Below are 24346 nucleotides of genomic sequence, written 5' to 3'. Positions count from 1 at the left end.
AGCAACAAAGGTTTTTCTATGCAGTTTCGCTCGGGCCTCGCCCGTTTTTCCTTTTGTACAGGTTCATTAGCGTTGACGATTGCACTCGTCGGAATGACCTATCCATCCATTGCCAACGCGCAGGATAATGACGGCGAATACTGGCTGGCGCGCAAAAACCAGATAACCGTAAGCGCGACCCGTGCTCCGACACTCGTTTCAGAAGTGCCGGCGACCGTTACGGTAAAATCGGATGAAGATATTGCCGACGAACTCGCAACGGATATCAAGGATTTGGTCCGGTTCGAACCTGGCGTTTCGGTAACCCGACAACCTGCGCGATTCAGCGCCGCTTTTGCGACTACGGGCCGAGGCGGGAATGAAGGATTTACGATACGTGGAATTGGCGGCAACCGGGTTCTGATTCAGGTCGATGGCGTTCGCGTTCCCGACGGATTTTCTTTTGGCGCACAAGATGCAGGGCGTGGTGACTATGTCGACATCGGTCTCGTAAAATCGGTTGAGATTTTACGCGGCCCGGCATCGGCACTATATGGCAGCGACGGCCTGTCAGGCGCAGTCAGCTTCATTACAAGCGACCCATCCGACATCATTCGCGGCGATGGCGATATCGGCGGACTGATCCGTACCAGCTATAGCTCGGACGACAATGAATTTGCAGAAACTGCGATTGTCGCCGGACGCGATGGTGCGTTATCCGGCATGATTGCCTTTACCCGGCGTGATTTTAACGAGCTAGAAAATCGGGGTAATATCGGCACAAACTTCGGCTTTGGTCCAACCCGCACATTACCTAACCCGCAAGACGGTCGATCCAATGCCGTGATCGGCCGTTTGGTCTTTGAACCTGCGAATGGGCATAGGTTTCGTTTGACCGGTGAATATGTCGACACATTATTGACTGCGGATATTTTGTCTGGCCGGGGTAGCAACGGCTTTGGAAGCGTGGTCGACAGTTTGACCGCGCGTGACACTGGCGCTCGTAAACGGGTTACCGGCGACTGGAGTTGGTCCGGCGATGGAGCATTTGAAGACGCGCGGGTCGCGCTGTATTGGCAGGATGCCTTTGACCGTCAGTTTACCGAAGAATTGCGGACCCCTTCAGCCGACCGGACGCGGATCAACACATTCGAAAATCGTGTCTATGGTGCATCCGCCGATGGACGGGCGACATTCGCTACCGGACCGTTGATCCATCGCCTAGTTTTTGGCGCAGATGTCAGTATGACACGGCAAAAAGGCTTGCGCGACGGCACTATTCCCCCGGCTGGTGAAACTTTTCCCACCCGTGCTTTTCCCGTGACTGATTTCACTTTAGGCGGGGTATTTATAGGCGATGAAATCGATATCGCGGACGGGCTGTTGAAATTATATCCGGCCTTGCGGTGGGATCGATTTTCGCTGGAGCCGACGAATGACGCCATACTCCCCGCTGCGTTTGTGACCACCGGACAAAGCGGATCAAGGCTGTCACCAAAATTTGGCGCGGTTCTGCGGCTGAGCGACATTGTCCGTATTTTTGGAAATTACACCCAAGGTTTCAAAGCCCCTGCCCCCAGTCAGGTGAACCAGTTTTTCGAAAATCCGACCTCACCATTTTTCGCCTACCGAACATTACCCAACCCCGATCTGGCACCCGAAACAAGCGAGTCGTTCGAGGGCGGTATCCGCATTTCCGCCAGTCATGTCAGCGGCAGCATCACCGCGTTCAAGGCGAGTTATGACAAATTTATCAGCCAAGAACAGGTGGGCGGCGCAGGTTCAATCGCCAATCCAATATTGTTTCAATTCATCAACATCGGCGCGGTCAAGGTTGATGGCATCGAAGGCAAGTTCGAACTTAATCTGCCGTCAGGATTAAACGCGAGACTGGCCGCAGCTTATGCACGCGGAACGGCATCTCGCACCGGAATGCCCGATGCGCCGCTATCGACGATTGATCCGCTGACGATGACCGCCGCGATTGGCTATCGCGCCCGTGACAACCGGTTCGGTGGGCAATTGGCGCTGACCCATTTTGCTCAAAAAGAACGGTCGCTAGCACCAACCGATTTTCGCCCCGATGCAGCTACCGTGCTCGACTTCACCGGTCATGTCCGGTTGACGGATGCACTCACATTGCGCGCCGGCATCTTCAACATTTTGGATAGCAAATATGCCGTCTGGTCCGACGTGCGCGGTCTTGCGGCCACATCAACCGCGACTGACGCCTTCACCCGCCCCGGCCGCAACGGCAGCGTTTCGGCTACTTTCCGATTCTAAGTACATACAGAGGGATAAGCTGATGAAAATACGTACATCAAAATTCTATGCCGGGCTTTTTGCTTTGGCTTATGCAACCAGCCCCGCGCTGGCGCACCCGCCCATCGCCGAACGGGCCGTCGCCGATGAAAAAGCTGCTTTTGAAGCAGACCGTGCGGACATTCTGGCAATGGCGGGCAATTTCAAAGTTCGCTTCGATATGCAGGAATCAACGCGTTGGGATGCAAGCTACACGCCCATCGACAAGAAAATTTCCGGCGGAAACGAAGTTGTTCGCGTTATCGAGGACAGCGGCCGGAAAATCGTGCTGCAACATATGCTCGTCATCAACGCGGACGGCAAAGATATGATTATCAAACATTGGCGGCAGGATTGGGAATATGAGCCCGCAAAAGTACTGGTCTATGCCGACCGCCACCAATGGAAATGGGAGGATGTGCCGGAAAGAATGCGGCGCGGCCGTTGGTCACAAACGGTATGGCAGGTCGACGACAGCCCGCGCTACGGTGGCTGGGGCCAATTTGAAGAGCAAGGTGGCGTGCGGCGCTGGCGATCCAACTGGACGTGGCGTCCGCTTGCCCGCCGCGATGCCGTCCGCAACCCCGTCTATGACCGATATCTGGCGATCAACCGGCACCAGACATCGCCCGACGGTTGGATCCATTGGCAGGACAATTTGAAAATGGGGCCAAAGGACGGTAAATTATCGCCTGTCGTGCAGGAATATGTGCTGAACAGTTACACCAAATTCGACGGATATAATGTCAAAGCCGCCGATGATTACTGGGCTGCAACCAAAGCCTATTGGGCGGCAGTTCGCTCAACTTGGGACAAAATCGCCACGACCAAGGGCGGTATCGGCATCCAAGAGGAGGCCGAAACCGGCACGATCATCAGCGCGAGGCTGCTCGAAATGGCGGACGACATTGTCTCTGGCAAGATGAAGCAGGACAAGGCGATTGCTGAAGCAACAAAGTTGATTACCGATAACACAAAAGTGATCGGGTAATTCTAACCCCGACGCCGCGTTATCATTGCGCGGCGTCGGTGTCGTATTTTAGTTCGAGATACCGTCCACGCACTGCCAGCTTGTCGAGCTCGCCCCTTGAAATCTGGCCGGTCATGGTTTCGATTTCGCGATCGATCAACTTCAACCCGTCAAGAAGCTGCTGCTCAGGCGTTTTGCCGCCATGTTCCTTGCGCTTCAGGCTGTCAGGTATCCGTTTGTACCCGTTGATAAGCTCCGGCAAATGTTCACCCACGAGCTTGCGGACCTCGCGTGCGGCCGGGTCATTGTCGTCCAAAGTTTGCAATTGCGGCGCCAGTTGATCTAGCCGGATGCCGATATCCTGCATCACCGTAACTGCCGGTGCCGGCAGGGCCGGACGTTGCGATTCCAGCCATATCTCGGTCTTCCCGGCCAATGTGCCCAAATCGGTTTGGCGCAGACTTTCCGTGGTAGGCATCGGCATTTGGGGGTAGCGCAAGAGCACATAAGCCGCCGCCGCCCCGACCAACCCGGTAATCATCACGCCCCAAAATCCAATGCCGTCGATGATGGCGCCGACAATGCCAGCCCCGACGAGAACAGCACCTACAGCAAGCGCGGCCTTGCTGACCTTGCCCCAGAAATGCGCGCGGCGGAGCGCCATCGATTTCGTGCCGATGGGCGGCATACGCACATTGCGAAGCGCACGGCGGCTGCTTTCAAGGATCTCGTCGGATTGCGAAGCGGGGCTGGTCATTCAAATCCTAAAGTTTCAGTTTTCCAACGAAGCGAGCAGGCCGCTTTCCTGCGTCGATTGCAGGGCCTGCGCCTGCCCTTCGGCGCGCGCAATATAGCCCTTCGACTTCTGCACTTCCTGCTCCAGTGCCTCCGACGTCTGCTTCATGCTGTCGAGCGCCTTCAGCTTGAACGTGTCGATGGCATCCATGGTGTCATAGATATTCTGGAACGCACGGCTTAATGTTTCGAGCGGGATGGTTGCGCCTGCCGCCTGCTCATGGATGCGCGCCGTATTGTCGCGCAGCAACTGGCCGGTGGAATCGATGATGTTCGCCGTCGTCGTGTTCAACGCGGTAATCTGGTCGAGAACGAGTTTCTGGTTGGTCATGGCCTGCGCCACCGTCACCGCCGTCCGCAAAGCACCGACTGTGGTGGTCGAGGCGCGGTCCACGCCCTTCACCAGTTCGACATTGTTCTTTTTGACGAGATCAAGCGCCAGATAGCCTTGCACCGTCACTGCCATCTGGGTCAGCAAATCCTGCGTGCGCTGGCGCACGTAGAATAGCGCGCTTTCCTTGATCGCGCGCGATTTTGCCGGATCGGACAATTCCAGTTCCGCCGCCTTTTCCTCCAGCTTGGCATCCAGCTGTTTGGACATGACGATCATCTGTTCGAGCTTGCCCATGGCAACCCAGAGATTCTGCCGCTCCACATCAATGGCGGCATTGTCCATCAGCAACTCGTCCTTGCCATTGCCCAACCGTCCGAGGATCGAACTGATATGGGTTTGCGAACTTTGATAACTGTCGAAATAATTGCGTAACTTGCTGCCCCAAGGAATGATGCCAAAGAGCTTTTCCTTGGTCATCAGATTGCCCTTTTTCGAAGGGTCCAGATCTTCAACCACGCGGCGCAGCTCGGCAAGATCGGCACCAACGCCCGATCCTTCGTCCATGCGCCGGATCGGCTTGTCGAGGAAGCGGTTTGACTGGGCTGAAGCTTCCATGATCTCCTTACGGCCCATGTTGGTCAACTGGTCGACGCGTTTGCCAAATTCCGGGCTGTTCACATCCTGCGCGATCAGATCGGCGACATAGGCCTCGACCCGTTCCTCAAGCTTCGTTTTTTGTTCATCGGTCACCGGAACCAGACCCATGGCCTGTTGCGGGGCAACCGTGGGCACAGGATCAGGCGGTGTCAGTTTCAGGTCGCTCACGGTCTGGGTCACGCTTTCGGTCGACATAGTCTCTTTCCTCTGTCTTTCAGATACACAACAGATGGAACGACTGCCCGACCTTTTCAAGCACTTACGTCCCCAGCTGTATTATTTTTCTAATACAGCTCTTCACTGCTCCTTCAATGCACCTTCGACAAGAGGTGATAATCCTTCGACTATGCGGGTCACGCCCTTGGCATTCGGATGAATATTATCATTCAGCATCAATGACCTGTCCATCACCACACCTTCCAGGAAAAACGGGTAGAGCTTTGCGCCATAACGGGCCGCAAGTTCAGGATATAAGGGGTTGAATGCGCGGGCATAATCGGCGCCCAGATTGGGTGCAGACAACATTCCGGTCAGAACAACGGGAATTTGGCGCCTTTTCAATTCGGCCAGCATCGCCTCAAGATTTGCACGGGTCTGTTCCGGCTTGATCCCGCGCAACATATCATTCCCGCCAAGACCCAGAACCACAAGGTCAGGTTTACGGTCCAGATTATCGAGCACGAACGCGAGGCGGTTTTTGCCAGCTGCGGTCGTATCGCCCGAAGCCCCTGCATTGTGCACGCGCGCTTTGATACCATCGGCGATCAGAGCGGCCTGCAACTGCGGCGCAAGACCCTCATTTGGGGCGAGCTGATATCCTGCATACAGGCTGTCACCAAAGGCGACGACCAACTTGTCGCTCGCGCCCGTTTCGGCTGTGACCGCAATATCGGCAGGTTCCTCTACAGGATTATTCCCACATGCACCCAACCCTTGGATTGCGACCAATAGTGCACCATATACCCAAAAACTTCTGTTCATAAGGACATCCCTTTGCACGCTCCACGTAACACAATATCCGATATGGCAATCCGTGCATCAAATGTCACCCTCAGCCTTGGCAGTAATGACGCCCAAGTGTCGATTTTACGCGGCGTCGATCTCGAAATAGCTTATGACAGCAGCGTTGCCCTTTTGGGTCCATCGGGTTCCGGCAAATCCTCGTTAATGGCAGTATTGGCGGGGTTGGAACAGGCCAGCGGTGGTATGGTCATGGTCGACGGACTTGATTTTGCACATCTGGACGAAGACGCATTGGCACGGGCACGGCGCGGACGAATTGGTATCGTATTGCAGGCATTTCATCTGTTACCAACCATGACGGCGCTTGAAAATGTGGCGATTCCGATGGAACTGGCGGGCATGAAGGACGCATTTGACCGGGCGGCGTCCGAATTGCAGGCGGTCGGCCTTGGTCACCGAACAACGCATTATCCATCCCAGCTTTCCGGCGGTGAACAGCAACGGGTTGCTATAGCGCGTGCCATGGCGGCTTCGCCAAAGATCATTTTCGCCGATGAACCAACGGGCAATCTTGACGGGTCAACCGGCGCGGCAATCATCGACCTGTTATTCGAACGTCGGGCGGCGTTGGGTGCGGCATTGTTGATTATCACGCACGACCCTGAACTGGCGCGCAAATGCGACCGGGTAATCACCATGCATGACGGGCAAATTGTGGAAAGCGCGGTGTGAGCCTATCGCTTGCCGCCAACTGGCGTATCTCCCGACGCGATCTGACTGCGCGGATTCGCGGGCTAAGGTTGCTGGCGATCTGCCTGTTTCTCGGCGTCGCCACATTGGCGGCAATTGGCAGCCTGACATCTGGAATCAGCGAAGAATTATCGCGGCGCGGCCAGACCATATTGGGCGGCGATATCGAAATCGGCATCGCGCAGCGACAGGCCACCCCCGCCGAACTGGCCGCCATGCAGAAGGTAGGGGCAGTTTCGCAAACCGTGCGGTTGCGAGCCATGGCCATAGGCGAAGATAGCTTGCTGGCCGAATTGAAGGCGATCGATACAGCTTACCCCCATTATGGCAGCCTGCAACTTGCGGGCAGCGGCACCGCCAGAACGCCTGCGAAAGGGGAAATCTATATTGGCCCGACGCTTTCGGACCGGCTCGACCTGCAACAGGGCGCTGCGGTCCGTTTTGGCGAGGCGACGTTCAGGGTTGCAGGTATTATTTCCGAAGAGCCCGACAGGCTTGGTGAAGGATTCACGCTGGGGCCGGTGGCCATCATCAACATGGAGTCTTTGCCCGATACCAAGCTGATCCAGCCGGGCAGCATGTATGAGGCAAAATATCGCATCAAATTACGCCCGCAACAGGATGTCGCAGCAATTGCAAAATCGCTTGAGGCGCAGTTTCCTTCTGCAGGCTGGGAGATTACCGACCGTTCCAATGGCGCGCCCGGCACGCGCCGTTTTATCGAGCGCATGGGGCAATTTCTGACACTGGTCGGGTTGGCCGCTCTGGTAATTGCAGGGATCGGTGTCGGCAATGGTGTGGGCAGTTATCTTGCCGGTAAACGTGCCAGCATCGCGACGTTAAAGGTGAACGGGGCGGACAGCGGCACGATATTCCGCATCTATATGCTCCAAATTCTTGCCGTTGCCATCGTCGCCATTCTTGTCGGTCTGGCCGTAGGCAGTGTCATGCCGCTGGCCATCGGTGCAGTTGCAGGCGACATATTACCGTTAGCGCCCGGATATCGCCTGCATCCTGTTCCGCTCGCGATTAGCGCTCTATACGGCCTGCTGATTGCTATTGCTTTTGCATTGCCGCCGCTGGCGCGCGCCCGCACCGTACCGGCCGCCGGCCTGTTCAGAGCAATTGTCGAAGGCGACGCGCGCATCGACCGGCGGAGCCTGATCTGGGTGATCGCTTCAATTGCAACGATCGTGGCCATTGCGGTCATGTCTGCGCGCGAACCTTTGTTTTCGCTTGCATTTGTCGGGGCGGCGCTCGGATTGCTGGTGTTGCTGACGGGAATTGCCTGGTTGCTGCGCGCAATAGCGGTACGATTACCGCGCCCGAAGGCGCCCTTGCTGCGACTGGCACTGGCGAACCTGCATCGTCCCGGTGCTCAGACGCAGGCGCTCGTGGTGGCGCTCGGTCTTGGGCTAACGCTATTTGTGACGCTCGCCGCGATCCAGACCAGCATCAATAATGAGATCAAAAACAGCATCCCTGACCGGGCGCCCAGCTTTTTCATTCTGGATATCCCCCGCGATGGCACGGCGCGCTTTACGCAAATGGTAAAATCTGCCGACCCCGACGCCACGGTAAACATGATTCCGGCGCTGCGCGGGACAATTATCGAATATGGCGGGCAACGGGTCGATCAGCTTGACGAATTGCCTGAAGGCGCATGGGTATTGAACGGTGATCGTGGCCTGACCTATAGTGCCACATTGCCAAAAGGCAGCGAGCTGGTTGCCGGAAAATGGTGGCCTGCCAATTATAAAGGACCGCCATTGATAAGCCTGGAAGCCGAAGTCGCGGCGACCTTGGGCTTGAAAGTCGGTGATAGCATGACGGTCAGCCTGCTCGGGGTAGAAGTACCCGCCAAAATTGCATCCCTGCGAACGGTCAAATGGGACAATTTCGGGCTGAACTATGTGATGGTTTTTTCGCCCGGCAGCCTTGATGCCGCGCCGCATAATATGGTCGCGACCTTGACCGTATCGAAAAAGGCGGAACGCATATTGGCCAAGGCAATCCCGCCCGCCTTTCCTTCGGCTTCGCTGATCGAAGTGGGCGAAGTCACGGCGCAAATCACCACTTTGTTGACACAAATGGCGCAAGCCATAGCTGCGGCCGCATCGATTGCCATACTCGCTGGAATTGCCGTTCTGGTCGGTGCCATTGCGGCCGCCCGGCAGTCACGCATTTATGACAGTGTCATCATGAAAATGCTTGGTTCTTCACGCGGCCAGATCCTTGGCGCGCAGGCTTTGGAATATGGCATTCTGGCAATCATACTCGGCCTGTTGTCATTGGCACTCGGCATGGCGGCGGCGTGGTATGTTGTGGTGCAGATCTTCGATTTCAGCTTTGCGCCGGATCCTGCGATATTAGGGCTGACCCTGTTGGGCGGCGTGGGGTTGACCTTCATTCTGGGGATTGCTGGCTCGCTCCCCATACTCGCCGCGCGTCCGGCACAGGCGTTGCGAAGTCTTTAGGGTCGGTAACCTTAGGGTCAGGACCTAGATGACGTCTTCCCCGGACGCTGCCAATCGTTTGGCCAGTGGTGCGGACGCAATCAATTGCAACTGGTGATAAAGGATCGTCGGTAAGATCATCAGCCCTGCTATCTTGGGCGAAAATAGTAATGCCGCCATCGGCGCGCCAATGGCGATGCTTTTATGCGCGCCTGTAAATAACAGGCTGATCCGGTCGGCGCGCGGCAGGTCGAATATGCGACCGGTTGCCCATGCAAAAGCAAAGGCAATACCCAGAAACAATGCCGCAAACAAAATGAGCAGCATCAGTGAGGCAAGGCTGATAACCTCAAGCGAACCGCTTGTGACCGCAGCGCCAAAGGCCACATATACCGCCAGCAAAATGACGGCGCGGTCACACAAGGTCAGCAATTTTTTCTGACGCAGTGCCCATCCGCCAAGCCAGTGCTGCACCGCCTGCCCCAATATAAAAGGCAGCAGTAGCATGGTGATGATCTTGATGACGATATCACCGCCGATCACCACACCCGACGCACTCCCCAACAGCAACGCAAAGAGGAGAGGCGTTGCGAAAATTCCCGACAGGTTGGACAAAGCCGAACCGATGACCGATGCCGCAATGTTTCCCCGGCCGAGCGATGCGTAACTGACGGCGGATTGAACCGTCGACGGCAGAATTGCGGCGTACAGCAATCCGCTGGCCAGCGCGACCGGCAGAAAGTGTCCCGCAACCGATGCAATGCCGAGCCCCAATATGGGCATAAGGACAAAGGTGAATGCCAGCATCATCGCTTGCAATTGCCAGCCCATGACAGCCCGGGCGACTTCGCGGCGGGGTAAACGTAGCCCGTGCAAGAAAAACAGGAAAAATATGCCCGCAAATGATATACCCTGTGCAACAGGTACAGCGTCATGCGGCACCGGTAACAACCAGGCGACGACAAGCGTACCAAAAAGCAGCAGAACAAACTGGTCGGGAATGAATTTGCGGAGCACAATGGACCAAAAATCGTGAAGTTAAAATGTGATGGCGCAATTTGATCGGCGCGGCAAGCGCGCACTTTACCCGAACGGCAAAGTCATGCTATGTAAACGGGACGTATTTCAAAAAGGAACAGTCCAATGAAATTGTGGAACGGAAAATTATTGGTAATTTCGACGACCGCTCTTGCGGCCGCGATTATGGCACCTGCTTTTGCTATGGGCGGCGGTGGCGGCGGTGGCGGCGGAACGCCTAGCCAGTCGGCACCTGCTTATGACCCGGCGGTCGATTATCAAAAGGGCGCAACGGCATTCCGCGCTGGGCAATATGCCGACGCGATTAAATCGTTCAAGCGAGTCGTTGGCGCGATGCCCCGTAATGCACAGGCACAATATCTGCTCGGCGCAAGCTATATGGCGTTGTCTGATTTCAAAAAGGCCAAGGGCCCTATGACTTTGGCCGTTAAGCATGATGACAAGATGATCGACGCGCATCGCGATCTGGGCATCATCCATGCCAAGCTGGGTGCAGCGGCCAAGGCGAATGAACAATTGGACGCCCTGAAAAGCCTTGAGGCAAATTGCGGTTCGGGCTGCCGTGACCAGAAGCAGCTGAAGGAAGCGATTGCCAAGCTTGAGGCTGCACTGGTTGCCGGAAAGACTGCAATGGGTCCGGTTCAACCCGACATCGTTCTGGCACAGGCGATTGCCGCGGACGCAACCTATGTTCAGGCCGTCGCGTTGATTAATGAAAAGCGGTATGTCGAGGCGATTGCCGAACTGGACAAGGCATTGTGGGCGGCAGGTCCGCACCCCGATATCCTGACTTATCTGGGTTTTGCCAATCGTAAGCTGCACAATTATGAAGAAGCCGAGGGCTATTATCAGGCCGCATTGTCGATTGCGCCAAAGCATCGTGGCGCAATTGAATATTATGGCGAACTCAAGCTTGAGCGCGGCAACGTCGTCGGTGCCAAGGCGCATCTGGCACAGTTGGAAACGATTTGCGGTTATGGTTGCCACGAAGCAGACGAACTTCGCCGCTGGATCAAGGAAGCTGCAACATCGGCAAGCTGATTTTCACGATCTTGATCGGGATAGCGGGTGGGGCTGCCATAGCGGCCTCACCTGCCCCATTGCTGCAATCAATATGGTGGACCGCCGATGGCGCAGAAACCGATGCAGCCACCACCAAGGCATCCACATGCCTTGCTTTCGATCCGCAAGATGCAGACCGTGTAAAGGCCGGAATGGCCCTTTTCAATACGCCTAGCCTGCTGGGCGGACAGGCAGCCAAAGCCGGGTTGAATTGCAATAGTTGCCACGACAATGGTCGTGACAATCGCCATTTTTATGTCGAAGGCCTTTCGTCGACGCCCGGAACCGCCGATGTGACCAGCTCTTTTTTCAGTATCTTGCGCGGCAATGCTGTGAAAGATCCTGTGGTCATCCCGGACTTGGCCAATCCGGGCAAAATATCAAGGGCGGCAGATGATCAGATCCTTGAACGCTTTATCAGAACATTGATTGTCGAGGAATTTTCCGGGAAGGAACCCAACCAGTCGACCCTGTCGGCGCTTGCAACCTATGTCCGTGCCATCCGCAAATGTGACGGCGCGCAAATCATTGACCGCCGCCTAGATGACCAGTTGCAACTTGTGGATGCCGCGATTGGTGGCGCATTGGCCATGCACAGATCGGGTGAAAATGCGACCGCACTGATTTTGGTGCGTGCAGCGCGTCATCAGCTTGGTCTGATCGATGAACGCTATTCCGCCCCTCGGTTCAAGGCCGAACGGTCGGCGTTGCTGGACAGTTCAAGGCAGTTACAAGATATTGCAGAGGCGCAAAATGCCGATTTGTTCAACCCCGCACTGACCCTTTGGCATGAACAGTTTACCGCAAATCTCGTCCCGCGCCTTCGTGCGGGGGAACGTCACTCATTATATACCCGGAAAAAATTTCGCGCGGCATGGAAACAGGTACCCAAACCCGGCTTGTGACAAAAACATCATAGGCAAATCTCTCGCACTTTGGCGGGCAAAGCAAGTTATGCGGCCTCCACGTCGGTTCGAATGTTGCGCCGCAACACATATTGCGTTAAGGGCGCGCCAGAATCCGGTGGCATGTTGCTGCCTAACTGACCTCCCAAAAGGCTCTTTTCAAATGTCCCAGCGTAACATCGCCATCATCGCGCACGTCGACCACGGCAAAACCACCCTAGTCGACCAGCTTTTCCGCCAGTCTGGAACCTTCCGTGACAATCAACGCGTCGAAGAACGGGCGATGGATTCCAATGATCTGGAAAAAGAACGTGGCATTACGATTCTTGCCAAATGCACCAGCGTTGAATGGAACGACACCCGCATCAACATCGTCGACACCCCCGGCCACGCCGACTTTGGCGGTGAAGTAGAACGTATTTTGAGCATGGTCGACGGCGTTATTCTGTTGGTCGACTCCTCCGAAGGCGCCATGCCGCAAACGAAATTCGTCACCGGCAAGGCGCTGGCACTCGGCTTGCGCCCGATCGTTGTGGTCAACAAGGTGGACCGCCCCGACGAACGTATCCAAGAAGTGCTTGACGAAGTATTTGACCTGTTCGTGTCGCTCGATGCTTCCGATGAACAGCTTGACTTCCCCGTTCTCTATGCGTCGGGCCGTAACGGCTATGCGTCCATTGACCCGAGCGCACGCGAAGGCACGTTGACGCCAATGTTCGAAACCATCGTTTCGCACGTTCCAGAACCAAAGGCCGATGTCGATGGCGAGTTCAAAATGCTCGTTACCCTGCTGGACCGTGACAATTTCCTGGGCCGTATCCTGACCGGCTTGGTCCTGTCCGGTACCGTCAAAGTGAATCAGCAGATCCACGCACTCAACCCCGATGGCAAAATTGTCGAGGCGGGCCGCGCGTCGAAAATCATGTCGTTCCGCGGGCTTGAACGTATTCCTGTAGATCAGGCGCAGGCTGGCGATATTATTTCCATCGCGGGACTGACCACCGCGACGGTTGCTGACACCATTGCCGAACCCAGCGTGACCGAACCGTTGCACGCGCAACCAATCGATCCGCCGACCTTGTCGATGCGCTTTTCCGTGAATGATTCGCCGATGGCGGGCCGTGAAGGTACAAAAGTCACAAGCCGCATGATCCGCGACCGCCTGTTCCGTGAAGCGGAGAGCAATGTCGCCATTCGCGTAACCGAGTCTGCTGACCGTGACAGTTTTGAAGTGGCCGGCCGCGGAGAACTTCAATTGGGCGTTTTGATCGAAACCATGCGCCGTGAAGGTTTCGAATTGGGTATTTCGCGCCCCAAGGTGCTTTTCCGTGAAGACGAAGCGGGCAACCGCACTGAACCTTATGAAAGCGTCGTTATCGATGTTGATGACGAACATTCGGGCACAGTGGTCGAAAAAATGGCCATTCGTAAGGGCGAGATGACCGATATGCGTCCGTCGGGCGGGGCAAAGACCCGCATCACCTTTAGCGCGCCTTCGCGCGGCCTGATCGGCTATCATGGCGAATTTCTATCGGACACCCGCGGCACCGGAATCATGAACCGCCTGTTCGAAAAATATGGCCCCTATCGCGGCCCGATTGAAGGTCGCAAAAATGGCGTGCTGATTTCCAACGGAAATGGTGAAGCCGTCGCCTATGCGCTCGGCCCGTTGGAAGAGCGCGGCATATTGTTCGTCTCCCCCGGTGAGGCGCTTTATGAAGGCATGATTATTGGCGAAAATGCCAAACCGGATGACCTTGAAGTCAACCCGATGAAGTCAAAGCAGCTGACAAACTTTCGTTCGACCGGCAAGGATGACGCCATCCGCCTGACCCCGCCTAAAGTCATGACGCTTGAACAGGCTATTGCCTATATCGACGATGACGAAATGGTCGAGGTCACGCCAAAGAATATCCGTATTCGTAAGGCAATCCTTGACCCCAACGAACGCAAAAAGGCATCGCGAAAGAAAGAAGCAGCATAATTTCGCCATCCGGTGACAGTCTCCTCGTCATTCGAGGGACTGTCCATTGCTGTTCCGTCCGCGCCAACGCTACAATTCCGACCCCGCCGCAACGCCGCTCGCCCAGGCCCATTGGAAGTTATAGCCGCCAAGCCAACCGGTGACATCGACAGCTTCGCCGATGCAGAAGAGGCCGGGAACTGTTTTGGCTTCCATCGATTTCTGCGACAGGCCATCGGTGCTGATACCACCTAAAGTCACTTCGGCCTTGGCATAGCCCTCGGTCCCATTCGGCAAAAATGGCCAGTCGGACAATAGATGTTCCGCCTCTTCCAATCGGCGATCCTGTAAATCGGCAAGGTTGGATTGTTCACCGATCCGGTCGGCTAGTATATCGGCCAGACGCCCGGATAATGACGACGCCAGAACGGACTTGATCGTGCTGCGGGGCTTGTCCCTTTTGCATTGACGCAGCCAGCCTTGGGGTTGGTCCGGCAGAAAATTGATGCCCACCGGCTCGCCATGCCGCCAATAGGATGAAATCTGGAGAATCGCGGGGCCAGACAGCCCTTTGTGCGTTAGCAACGCCGCTTCGCGAAACCGAATTTTGCCGCAACGCGCCACGACATCGGCAGATACGCCGGATAATTCGCGAAAAAGGATGTCGTCACCGCCCAAGGTGAATGGCACCAGCGCCGGGCGGGGTTCAACAACCTTCAATCCAAATTGCCGCGCCAGATCATAGGCAAAGCCCGTCGCCCCCATTTTGGGAATGCTGGGGCCACCGGTCGCGACGACCAATGCAGGTGCCGACGCCGTCAATCCGTTGTATGTCACAATGAACCGCCCATCGGTATGGCGGACATCCGAAATCGGCGCGTGAAATGCAAAATCAACGTCGCCGCCCGACGCAATGGATTTGTCGCATTCCGCCATGAGCATTTCGACAATTTGGCGTGCACTGCCGTCGCAGAATAACTGCCCCAACGTCTTTTCATGGAACGCGATGCCATAATCCGCAACCAGATCAATAAAATTGCTAGGGGTGTAGCGCCCCAGTGCCGATTTGGCGAAGTGCGGATTAGCGGACAGATAGCGTTCCTGTGCATTTGCGCTGGTGGCGTTGACGTTGGTGAAATTGCACCGCCCGCCGCCCGAAATCAGAATTTTTTTCCCGGGCCCGCTGGCGTGGTCAATCACCAGCACCCGTTTGCCGCCTTGTCCAGCGGTTAGCGCACACATCAGGCCTGCGCCGCCTGCGCCAAGGATTATTGCGTCATATTGGTCTGATTTTACCATGCAACGCCTCTGCACTGCTCACACGATATTGCCAAGCGCGAAGCTTTCCGGCAAAGGCGCGGCTTATGACTGAAACTGCAGACACTCCGCCCGACCATCTGTCGATCAACCCCGCCAGCCCCTATTTTGACGCGGACAAGCTGTCGCGCGGAGTGGGCATTCGCTTCAAGGGTGAACAACGCACCACAGTTGAGGAATATTGTATTTCCGAAGGCTGGATCAAAGTGCAAGCCGGAAAGGCACGCGACCGCAAGGGCAACCCGTTATTGCTCAAGCTGAGCGGCCCGGTCGAAGCCTGGTTCGAAGATTTGGGCGACGACGCGCCAGTGGCGACAGCTTAACTTTTCGGGAATATCGAAATCAGTTTCACAAACTGGTCATCCAGCGGGTCGAGCCGGTCATCGGGCGTATTGCCGAGCCGGACAATGGTCAGCCGGTGTTGCGGGGACACGATGATAAATTGCCCCAAATGCCCCAACGCCGCAAAAACATCTGACGGTGCCCTTCCGGGGAAAAGCACTTGATTGCGGTTGGCGTTATTTGGTCGGTTCAACCAGATATGTGCGCCATAGCTATTGTCGGTCTTGCTCGGCGTTTTCATGAAGCGCGTCCAGCTGGTCGGCAGCAATTGGGCTGCACGGACGGACCCGTTATTCCTCAAAAATTCGCCAAATTTTGCCCAATCCCGAGCGGTGGCGTGAATCATGCTGCCACCCAGCATCGTGCCATGCCGGTCAAATTGCGGAATCGCGCTGGTCATGCCTAATGGTTCGAACAAGCGGCCCCGCGCATATTCAAGCATCGCGTCGCGCCGCACTTCAGGGTCCTTACTTTCGGTCAAAGAGCGGGTCATGATGTCGGCCAAGATATTGCTTGTGGCGCTGCTATATTCAAATTTTTCGCCCGGTGTTGCCTCCAGCGGACGGGTTTCGGCATAGCGGGCAACATTCTCGCGACCGTCGAGAAACAGCATACGGGGGGTGTCGGCATCAAATATTTCGACTTCGCCTTCGGCCAATTCGGTATGGTCCAGTCCCGATGACATATGCAGCAAATGGCGCAATGTGATGGCGGCCCGGCCATCGCGCGGGGTCTGCCATTCGGCAACAGGTGCTGGCTCATCAAGCGCCAGGCGGCCGTCGGCGACCATCATGCCAATCAATGTTCCAGTCACACTTTTGGCCATCGACCAGCTTATCAGGCGGGTATCCGGTCCATAGCCCGGGGAATAGCGTTCCGCGATAACGCGACCACCCTGCATAATCACCAGCGCACGTGTTTCCGAAAGTGCAGGGTCTTCAAAAAAGGGCGCTATAGCGGCTGCAAGCTTATCCTTGCCCACCACCGCGTCATCGACAATCACTGTCGTTCCGGGCCGGGTGGCTTTTAAAGCAGGCGCTTTACCACATGATCCAAGCGTGAATGCAGCGATTGCACAAAAAGCGGTTGCGGCGGCGGTCATTTTGTTCCTAGGCATGGGGCAAGTAGATGCACCAGATGGAGGGCATATGGCAACCGCAACTTCGGCACAGAAAGACAAAGGCGCAATCGGCGCAGGAAAAGTCGTTCGCCTTATCGCCTTGCTATTGTTCGTCGTTTTGGCAAGCTGGCTGGCGTGGAACTGGACCAGCCTGAAAGGACAGGCAAAGCTGGGCGCGGCCTATGGCGCACATATCACCTGTTCCTGCCGCTATATCGAAGGCCGCGATATGGCGAGCTGCGAAACCGATAAAGAAGCCGGGATGGAAATGGTCAACCTGTCGGACGACCCGGAAAACAAGCGCGTTTATGCATCGGTACCTTTTTTGGCCGAAGCGGTGGCCGAACGACGCGGCAATTTTGGCTGCGTCCAGCTTAATCAGGCAGAGATTGATGCACTTTAAGCAGCGCACATATCCATAGACGCCATGGTTTCTTCGATCCAGCCGCCACCCAGCACATGGTCGCCGTCGTAAAACACCGCCGCCTGTCCGGGGGCAACGCCATATTCAGGCGCGTCGAAGCGCAGCCAGTCGCCGTCCATCTGCGCGGCAATAGGCTTTGCCATCGACCGGACCTTGGCCATGATTTTGCGGCCCTGCACATCAGCCAGCCAATTGGCATCGGTAATCCGTGCTGCATCCACGGCCAAAGCCTGTCGCGGGCCGACGATGACGCGCTGGGTCGCTGGGTCTAACCTGATGACATAGAGCGGCACCGGCTGGCCGCCGACTTCCAGACCTTTGCGTTGGCCGACGGTGTAGTGGATCATTCCCTTATGTTGCCCCAGCACCCGCCCGTCGAGATGGACGATATCGCCGCCTGTTTCGGCTTCGGGGCGGATTTTGCGGACGACGCTGGCATAATCGCCATCGGGTACAAAGCAGATATCCTGACTGTCCGGTTTCAGAGCAACAATGAGGCCCAGTTCCTGCGCGATCGCGCGCACATGCGGCTTGGGCATTCCGCCTAATGGAAAGCGCAAATATTCGAGCTGTTCCTGCGTCGTGGCAAACAGGAAATAGCTCTGGTCACGGGCTGGATCGGCAGCGCGGTGCAATTCTGCCCCATGTGCGCCTTCGACGCGGCGGACATAATGGCCGGTGGCAAGGCAATCGGCCCCCAATTCCCGCGCCAACCGGAACAGGTCGGTAAACTTCACCCCCATATTGCAGCGGACACAGGGGATTGGCGTTCGCCCTGCGATATATTCATCGGCAAAATGGTCTATGACCGATTCGCGAAAGCGGCTTTCATGGTCGAAAACATAATGGGCGATACCCAATTTATCGGCGACCGCCCGGGCATCGCGGATATCCTGCCCGGCGCAACAGGCCCCTGCCCGCTTCACCGCGCTGCCATGATCGTATAATTGCAACGTAATCCCGACAGTTTCAGCGCCTGATCGCGCCGCCAATGCCGCGACGACGGACGAATCAACGCCGCCGGACATGGCTACAACGATCCTTTTGCCTGCCAAATCAGGGCCAAGTTGAAAATCATTCGGATAAATAGTGTCAATCATTTGACAGGCCACATAGGGGCAACTTCACGAAAATGCCAGTTTTCCGTTGGCTGTTCTCGATTTGAAACAGCAAGTGCCACAAAAGGATAATAGTTGTTAACTTCGGCTAACATCGTCTGAATGGTGCCTTTACCGCCTGTTATAGGGTCGGGCCTAAAAGGGGTGTCATGGAAATGACATTCCCCCCTGCGGTACCGAGTCAAAATTCGGTCGATGGCCGAACCGACCATATCGCCATGCTCGCAGCAGCAGCAGCGCGTCAGGCAAATAGCCGGACCGTGCGCGCCGTGCGCCGGACTGCAGGCGACGCCACAGCAAAAGGCGACGCCACCGCACAACGCATTGATTATTTCGCATCGAAAAAGGCGCAAAATGTACCGGTTTGCGGGGCTTTCTGGCGACAGAACACGCCCGGGCAAATAGGTGAAGACGCCGTTTACCAAGCCGATTCAGGCTATATCAAAGACAGTCAATTAAAAGACGAAGCAACCGGGGTCGAACCAACCCATGCGGGGCATAGAGTATCGAGGACGTTATGATTGAGAACCAGAAAATTCGCCCGGCACAAGTCATCGGACCATTGGGTGAACCACTGACGCTATCAAGTCTGCCCCCTGCAGGAACGACACGCTGGGTCGTCCGCCGCAAGGCCGAAGTGGTGGCGGCGGTCAATGGCGGCCTGCTATCCATCAATGATGCGTGCGAACGTTATGGCCTGACGCTTGAAGAATTTGCGTCTTGGCAGCGGGCGGTCGACCGGTCGGGAATGCCGGGTTTGCGGGTCACCCGCATCCAGCATTATCGCGACCTGTATGAGCGTCAGCAGAAATATTGAATTTTCCAAAAGTGACCTGAATCGGTCTAATTTACATCCATGTCCGGTTTGCCGGTGGCATTCCGACGCAATCCGGCTATCATCCTTGGCCGTCCAGATGTGATCTGGACGCCTTAGAGGAGGCAAATCATGGATTGGATTGTGGCAATAATCGTGGGCGGCATTGCCGGTTGGCTTGCCAGTAAAGTCATGAATCGCGACAGGTCGATGGGCATTTTCTGGAATGTTGTTACCGGATGCGTCGGGTCTGTGGTGGGCAATTTCATTGCCAACCGCTTTGGCATCGCGGGCACGGTTCAGGATTTTTCCCTGACCGGATTGATCGTTGCTTTTGTCGGCGCCGTTGTCTTGCTCGGTATCTTGAATCTGGTGCAGCGCGGCCGCGTGCGCTGAAACCGGTAAATGGGATTGAGGAACACAGGAAAGGCGCGACGGCGCGTCTTTCCTGCATAATGACGTCGTTTGTCGAATAGTGAAGACGCCGGTCTGTATTGTTGTTCCTGGCCTTTTCCAGTAACGTAAACATAATAGCGTCATGCACGATGTCTAATTCTGCGCCTTGCGGGCAGTGACTTATTAAGATAACACAGTTGTTGCGTTGTCCGGCGAGATCGCGGATACAAGCAGATGAGCGTTGGCCAGATACGCATTTGGCCAGAATTGATTTTGGAAAGCCGATATGAATTACGAAACTACAATGAGCGGTACCATGGATAGCGGAATGCTTGACGAGCGGCAAAGTACGAACCGTCGGCGCTTGATTATCGCGCTGGTCGTTGTGGCTATTTTGGCGGTCATTGGCGCTGCCTATTACTTTATGGGCGGCAGCGCAGCCCCGGCCGAGAGTGCTGAAGAAAAGAACGCACAGGCGCAGACCGTCACGGTCGTTGCACCTGGCCGCGAAACTGTGGTGCGCGCTATCAACGCAACCGGCACACTGGCCGCACGGCGGGAAGTTCCCGTAGGGGTTGTCGGTGAAGGTGGTCAGGTCAACCGTGTCTATGTCGACGCCGGGGACTGGGTCCGACAAGGTCAGGTTCTTGTCAGTGTCGATCGTTCCGTACAGGTGCAACAGGCCGCCGCGCTCGAGGCGCAGATTGGCGTTGCCCGCGCCGACCTGCAACTGGCCCAGAATGAACTGGACCGTGGCATGCAACTGGTTGGCCGCGGGTTCATTTCAAAGGCGGATGTAGATCGCAAAACCGCGACCCGTGATGCCGCCCGCGCCCGGGTAAACGTCGCCAACGCGCAATTGAACGAAACCCGCGCCCGCAATGCCCGGCTTGATATTCGTGCGCCCGTATCGGGCTTTGTTCTCGAACGGAATGTTGAAACAGGTCAAACCGTCTCCGCCGGCAGCGGGATCCTGTTCCGTATCGCGCAAGATGGCCAGATGGAATTGCAGGCGCAATTAAGTGAAAATGATCTCGTTCTGGTGTCCGAAGGTGTGCCGGCCAGCGTGACGCCGGTTGGAACCGATCGTCAATTTACCGGAACAATCTGGCAAGTTGCCCCGATGATAAGCGAGCAAAGCCGTCAGGGCATTGCCCGCATCGCGCTGCCCTATGACAGGGCGCTTCGGCCCGGTGGCTTCGCCTCGGTCGAGATCAAAGCCGGGTCTATGACCGCGCCGGTCCTGCCCGAATCTGCCGTTCAAACCGGCCGCGAAGGTAGCTTTGTCTACATTGTCGGCAAGGACAACAAGGTAAAGCAACGCCCGGTCAAGGTCGGTGATACGACGGCGGCCGGATTGATTATCGCCAGCGGACTTGATGGCACAGAACGCGTTGTTCTGTATGCCGGTGGCTTCCTCAACCCCGATGAAACCATCAACCCCAAACTTCTGAAAAAGAAGTAACACGAACCATAATCGGAACAGCAGCCCATGAACTTCAGTAATATTTCCGCATGGTCGATCCGCAACCCGGTGGTTCCGATCGTACTTTTCATTGCGTTGACGCTGGCGGGGATCATGTCGTTCCGGAATATGGACGTGCAGAATGATCCTGACATTGAATTTCCGGTTGTTGTTGTTTCGATTTCGCAACCAGGCGCTGCTCCGTCTGAAATCACCACACAAATCACGCAAAAGGTGGAATCCGCGATCCGCAGCGTTCAAGGCGTGCGAAATATCGATGCGTCCGCAAGCGAAGGCAACACCACGGTCAGCGCGGAATTTGAAATTGGCGACGACATCAATGCCGCCGTCAGCGAAGTGAAAAACGCCGTCGACCAGATCCGCAGCGATTTGCCCGACGGCATCTTGGAACCGCAGATTTTCAAGGTCGCGACCTCCAGCGACCCGATTGCTTATTTCGCCGTTGAGGCCAGCGACATGACGCTGGAACAACTGAGCTGGTTTGTCGACGACACCGTCGCGCGGCGCTTGCTCGCGGTCGAAGGCATGGCATCGGTAAGCCGTAATGGCGGCGTAAACCGCGAAATTCGTGTCGTACTCGACCCTGCAAAAATGCAGTCATTCGGCGTCACCGCCAGCCAGATCAACAATGTTTTGCGGCAACAAAATGTCAATGCGTCGGGCGGCCAGTCGCAAATCGCCGGTTCACGCCAGTCGGTGCGCGTTCTTGGAAATGCCGCAGATGCCTATGCGCTGGGCCAGGCGCAGATCAACCTTGGCAATGGCCGCAACATTAAATTATCGGACGTTGCCCAAGTCACTGACGGGTTCAGCGAGCAGCGGTCAATGGCTTTTGAAGGCGGCAAACAGGTTGTCACTTTCGGCATGTCACGTGCCAAAGGGGCATCCGACGTGACCGTGTTTGATGAGGCGATGAAGAAAATAACCGAGATTGAAAAAGAAAATCCCGGTGTAAAATTCACAACGCTTTTCAACAGTGTCGATTATACCAAAGCCCAGTATAAAAGCTCGATGGCGGCCATGATCGAAGGCGCGTTGCTGGCCATCGTCGTTGTGTTCCTGTTCCTGCGCGACTGGCGCGCTACGGTCATTTCAGCCATTGCCATCCCCTTGTCGGCCATCCCGACCTTCTGGTTTCTCGACCTTCTGGGCTTTACGCTCAACACCATGTCGTTGTTGGCACTCGGCCTTGTCGCCGGCGTGCTGGTCGATGACGCGATTGTGGAGATCGAGAATATTGTGCGCCATATGCGGATGGGTAAATCCGCCTATCAGGCATCGATTGATGCCGCCGACGAAATCGGCCTTGCGGTTGTGGCCACGACATTCTCGATTGTCGCGGTGTTCCTGCCCGTCGGCCTGATGCCCGGCGTCGCTGGCCAGTTTTTCAAGAATTTCGGCCTCACCGTCGTCGCCTCCGTTCTGATGAGCCTTGCCGTCGCCCGCATGATTACGCCGATGATTGCGGCCTATTTCCTAAAGTCTGGCGGCATTGCCGAACATGGCGAAAGCGCATGGATGGACAAATATATGAAAATCCTGCGCTGGTCGCTTGGCCACAGGCGCTGGATGATGGGCATTGGCGTGCTGTCCCTTGCGGCTACCATCGCCCTTATGGTCGTGCTTCCCAAGCAGTTCTTCCCCGATGGCGATGTGGATTTCAGCCGAGTCCGCATCGAAATGGTACCCGGAACCACGCTTGAAAGGACGCGCGAAGTGGCGAACGAAGCCGCCGCCATCATTGAAGCGCAACCCGAGGTAAAGACCGCTTTACAAAGCGTGCGCGAGGGCAGCGCCAATATGTTCATCACCCTCAACAAGGAACGGGCGCGCACCAGCCAGCAATTTGAAGAAGACCTGACCCCCAAGCTGACCAAAATCGCCGACGCCCGCGTTACGTTCCAGGCCAATGGCCCGGGTGGTGGCGGATCGGGGCGTGACGTGTCGGTCATGCTGTCCGGTTCCGATCCTATGACACTTGATGCAACGGCGGCAACGCTGGTTGAACAGATGAAGACGTTGCCCGAATTGCGCGCACCGCGTATTTCGGCCGATCTGCAACGTCCCGAATTGCTGATTACGCCGCGAACCGATCTTGCCGCGCAACTGGGCGTGACAACTGTTGCACTCAGCCAGACTATCCGCATCGCAACGCTGGGTGATATTGACCAGAACAGCGCCAAGTTTTCGTTGTCCGACCGCCAGATACCGATCCGTGTCATGCTGGCCAAGGAATCGCGCGAAAGCCTTGATGTGATCCGCAACCTGCCGGTTCCGCTTGCCACTGGCGGGTCGGTCCCGCTGTCGCGTGTGGCCGATATCAGTTTCGGCGCAGGGCCCACCTCGATTCAACGGCGAAACCAGAATTTCCGGATTTTCATCGGCGCTGATTTTGCGCCGGGAATTGTTTCTTCGGATGCGGATGCCAAAATCAACAATCTGCCGGTGATGAAAAACCTGCCGACAGGGGTTTCGCGCGCGCCATTCGGTAGTCAGGAATGGGAAGCCGAAATGCAGCGTGACTTCCTGACGGCGCTGATTTCCGGGACCTTGCTGGTGTTTGCGGTGCTGGTCTTGCTGTATCACCGCTTCATGTCGCCGCTGGTCAACATGGGATCGTTGCTGCTCGCCCCATTGGGCGGGATGCTGGCGCTCGCCATTGTGCAGCAACCGATTTCGATGCCGGTGTTCATCGGCGTGCTGATGCTGTTCGGCATCGTCGCGAAAAACTCCATCCTGTTGATCGATTTTGCGATTGAGGAAATGGCACGCGGCGTTCCCAAATTTCAGGCGATTATGGAAGCGGGCCACAAGCGCGCCCAGCCTATCGTCATGACCACCGTTGCGATGACCGCAGGGATGGTGCCGACCGCATTGTCGCTGGGCGGGGACGGCCAGTGGCGCGCGCCGATGGGTACGGTCGTGATCGGCGGGCTGATCGTTTCCACACTGCTGACCTTGCTGATCGTTCCGGCCGGCTTCAGCCTCGCCGACGGCTTTGAAAAGCGGGTCGGGCCATGGTTACGGACCCGTTTGTTGACATATGACCCCGACAAACATGGCGAGGGTAAGCCCAACATCGCCGTCGCAGGCAAAAAGCCACCGAAAGACAGAGGTGACCTTGGCGGTTTGCAGCCGGCCGAGTAATTGCCACCC

At 56.3% G+C, this 24346-nt stretch carries 21 protein-coding genes; 14 read left to right on the top strand and 7 right to left on the bottom strand.

Annotated elements, in window-relative coordinates; all coding sequences use genetic code 11:
* Positions 1–18: 18 nt before the first annotated feature.
* On the top strand, positions 19–2262 hold the full coding sequence (locus EUU23_RS02240) for a TonB-dependent hemoglobin/transferrin/lactoferrin family receptor (protein WP_246156033.1): 2244 nt from the start codon (positions 19–21) through the stop codon (positions 2260–2262).
* A gap of 22 nt (positions 2263–2284) precedes the next feature.
* Positions 2285–3271: a DUF6607 family protein gene (locus EUU23_RS02235; RefSeq protein ID WP_160352492.1), complete on the top strand. Its 987-nt coding sequence runs from the start codon at positions 2285–2287 to the stop codon at positions 3269–3271.
* 22 nt (positions 3272–3293) lie between these two features.
* Here the strand turns inward: EUU23_RS02235 and EUU23_RS02230 are convergent, their stop codons facing one another.
* From EUU23_RS02230 to EUU23_RS02220, 3 genes are all read right to left on the bottom strand, one after another.
* The gene (locus EUU23_RS02230) at positions 3294–4007 is read right to left on the bottom strand and encodes an inorganic phosphate transporter (RefSeq protein ID WP_160352491.1); all 714 of its coding nucleotides are present in this window, start codon (positions 4005–4007) and stop codon (positions 3294–3296) included.
* A gap of 15 nt (positions 4008–4022) precedes the next feature.
* The gene (locus EUU23_RS02225; protein ID WP_160352490.1) at positions 4023–5231 is read right to left on the bottom strand and encodes a toxic anion resistance protein; all 1209 of its coding nucleotides are present in this window, start codon (positions 5229–5231) and stop codon (positions 4023–4025) included.
* A gap of 102 nt (positions 5232–5333) precedes the next feature.
* Positions 5334–6017 (bottom strand): arylesterase, encoded by a 684-nt coding sequence (locus tag EUU23_RS02220; RefSeq protein WP_160352489.1) that lies wholly within the window; start codon positions 6015–6017, stop codon positions 5334–5336.
* Positions 6018–6059: 42 nt separating this feature from the next.
* Here EUU23_RS02220 and EUU23_RS02215 point away from each other — a divergent pair, with 42 nt between their 5' ends.
* Both EUU23_RS02215 and EUU23_RS02210 read left to right on the top strand, forming a co-directional pair.
* Entirely contained in the window at positions 6060–6731 is a 672-nt protein-coding gene (locus tag EUU23_RS02215) for an ABC transporter ATP-binding protein (RefSeq protein WP_179956498.1), read from the top strand.
* Positions 6728–9226 (top strand): FtsX-like permease family protein, encoded by a 2499-nt coding sequence (locus EUU23_RS02210; protein ID WP_160352487.1) that lies wholly within the window; start codon positions 6728–6730, stop codon positions 9224–9226. Before EUU23_RS02215 ends, EUU23_RS02210 begins: the two co-directional genes overlap by 4 nt.
* Positions 9227–9250: 24 nt before the next feature.
* On the opposite strand, the gene EUU23_RS02205 is transcribed toward EUU23_RS02210, so the two are convergent.
* Complete coding sequence (locus EUU23_RS02205; RefSeq protein ID WP_160352486.1) at positions 9251–10222, bottom strand: bile acid:sodium symporter; 972 nt, start codon at positions 10220–10222, stop codon at positions 9251–9253.
* A 126-nt stretch (positions 10223–10348) separates the two neighbouring features.
* Here EUU23_RS02205 and EUU23_RS02200 point away from each other — a divergent pair, with 126 nt between their 5' ends.
* The 3 genes from EUU23_RS02200 to typA all read left to right on the top strand — a co-directional run bounded on the left by EUU23_RS02200 (position 10349) and on the right by typA (position 14194).
* The gene (locus tag EUU23_RS02200; protein WP_160352485.1) at positions 10349–11284 is read left to right on the top strand and encodes a tetratricopeptide repeat protein; all 936 of its coding nucleotides are present in this window, start codon (positions 10349–10351) and stop codon (positions 11282–11284) included.
* On the top strand, positions 11224–12210 hold the full coding sequence (locus EUU23_RS02195; RefSeq protein WP_160352484.1) for a hypothetical protein: 987 nt from the start codon (positions 11224–11226) through the stop codon (positions 12208–12210). The genes EUU23_RS02200 and EUU23_RS02195 overlap by 61 nt, the downstream gene beginning before the upstream one ends.
* Positions 12211–12373: 163 nt before the next feature.
* Complete coding sequence (gene typA / locus EUU23_RS02190) at positions 12374–14194, top strand: translational GTPase TypA (protein ID WP_160352483.1); 1821 nt, start codon at positions 12374–12376, stop codon at positions 14192–14194.
* Positions 14195–14263: 69 nt separating this feature from the next.
* Here typA and EUU23_RS02185 read toward each other — a convergent pair whose 3' ends face one another.
* On the bottom strand, positions 14264–15472 hold the full coding sequence (locus tag EUU23_RS02185) for a BaiN/RdsA family NAD(P)/FAD-dependent oxidoreductase (RefSeq protein ID WP_160352482.1): 1209 nt from the start codon (positions 15470–15472) through the stop codon (positions 14264–14266).
* Between the two features lie 65 nt (positions 15473–15537).
* Between EUU23_RS02185 and EUU23_RS02180 the strand changes: the two genes are divergently transcribed.
* The gene (locus tag EUU23_RS02180; protein ID WP_160352481.1) at positions 15538–15813 is read left to right on the top strand and encodes a DUF3297 family protein; all 276 of its coding nucleotides are present in this window, start codon (positions 15538–15540) and stop codon (positions 15811–15813) included.
* Here EUU23_RS02180 and EUU23_RS02175 read toward each other — a convergent pair.
* Positions 15810–16934: a serine hydrolase domain-containing protein gene (locus tag EUU23_RS02175; protein ID WP_246156031.1), complete on the bottom strand. Its 1125-nt coding sequence runs from the start codon at positions 16932–16934 to the stop codon at positions 15810–15812. The genes EUU23_RS02180 and EUU23_RS02175 overlap by 4 nt on opposite strands.
* A gap of 46 nt (positions 16935–16980) precedes the next feature.
* On the opposite strand from EUU23_RS02175, the gene EUU23_RS02170 reads away from it, so the two are divergent.
* Positions 16981–17355, top strand: coding sequence for a hypothetical protein (locus EUU23_RS02170; protein ID WP_246156029.1), 375 nt, complete (start codon positions 16981–16983; stop codon positions 17353–17355).
* Here the strand turns inward: EUU23_RS02170 and mnmA are convergent.
* Positions 17352–18476, bottom strand: a complete 1125-nt coding sequence (gene mnmA, locus EUU23_RS02165) for a tRNA 2-thiouridine(34) synthase MnmA (protein ID WP_160352479.1) — start codon at positions 18474–18476, stop codon at positions 17352–17354. The genes EUU23_RS02170 and mnmA overlap by 4 nt on opposite strands.
* Before the next feature lie 173 nt (positions 18477–18649).
* Between mnmA and EUU23_RS02160 the strand changes: the two genes are divergently transcribed.
* The 5 genes from EUU23_RS02160 to EUU23_RS02140 all read left to right on the top strand — a co-directional run bounded on the left by EUU23_RS02160 (position 18650) and on the right by EUU23_RS02140 (position 24337).
* Positions 18650–19015, top strand: a complete 366-nt coding sequence (locus tag EUU23_RS02160) for a hypothetical protein (RefSeq protein ID WP_160352478.1) — start codon at positions 18650–18652, stop codon at positions 19013–19015.
* Positions 19012–19311 carry a CtrA inhibitor SciP gene (gene sciP / locus EUU23_RS02155; protein WP_143775973.1) on the top strand — a complete coding sequence of 100 codons (300 nt, stop codon included), beginning with the start codon at positions 19012–19014 and terminating at the stop codon, positions 19309–19311. Before EUU23_RS02160 ends, sciP begins: the two co-directional genes overlap by 4 nt.
* A gap of 129 nt (positions 19312–19440) precedes the next feature.
* Positions 19441–19704 (top strand): GlsB/YeaQ/YmgE family stress response membrane protein, encoded by a 264-nt coding sequence (locus EUU23_RS02150; RefSeq protein WP_160352477.1) that lies wholly within the window; start codon positions 19441–19443, stop codon positions 19702–19704.
* A gap of 304 nt (positions 19705–20008) precedes the next feature.
* Positions 20009–21169, top strand: a complete 1161-nt coding sequence (locus tag EUU23_RS02145; RefSeq protein WP_246156027.1) for an efflux RND transporter periplasmic adaptor subunit — start codon at positions 20009–20011, stop codon at positions 21167–21169.
* A gap of 27 nt (positions 21170–21196) precedes the next feature.
* Positions 21197–24337 (top strand): efflux RND transporter permease subunit, encoded by a 3141-nt coding sequence (locus EUU23_RS02140; protein ID WP_160352475.1) that lies wholly within the window; start codon positions 21197–21199, stop codon positions 24335–24337.
* Positions 24338–24346: the final 9 nt, after the last annotated feature.

It is taken from the genome of Sphingorhabdus profundilacus (assembly GCF_009769755.1).
In the GTDB taxonomy this organism is placed as follows: Bacteria; Pseudomonadota; Alphaproteobacteria; order Sphingomonadales; family Sphingomonadaceae; genus Sphingorhabdus_B; species Sphingorhabdus_B profundilacus.
The sequence above is the reverse complement of the archived record's forward strand: the minus strand, read 5'-3'. Positions and strand labels throughout refer to the sequence as shown.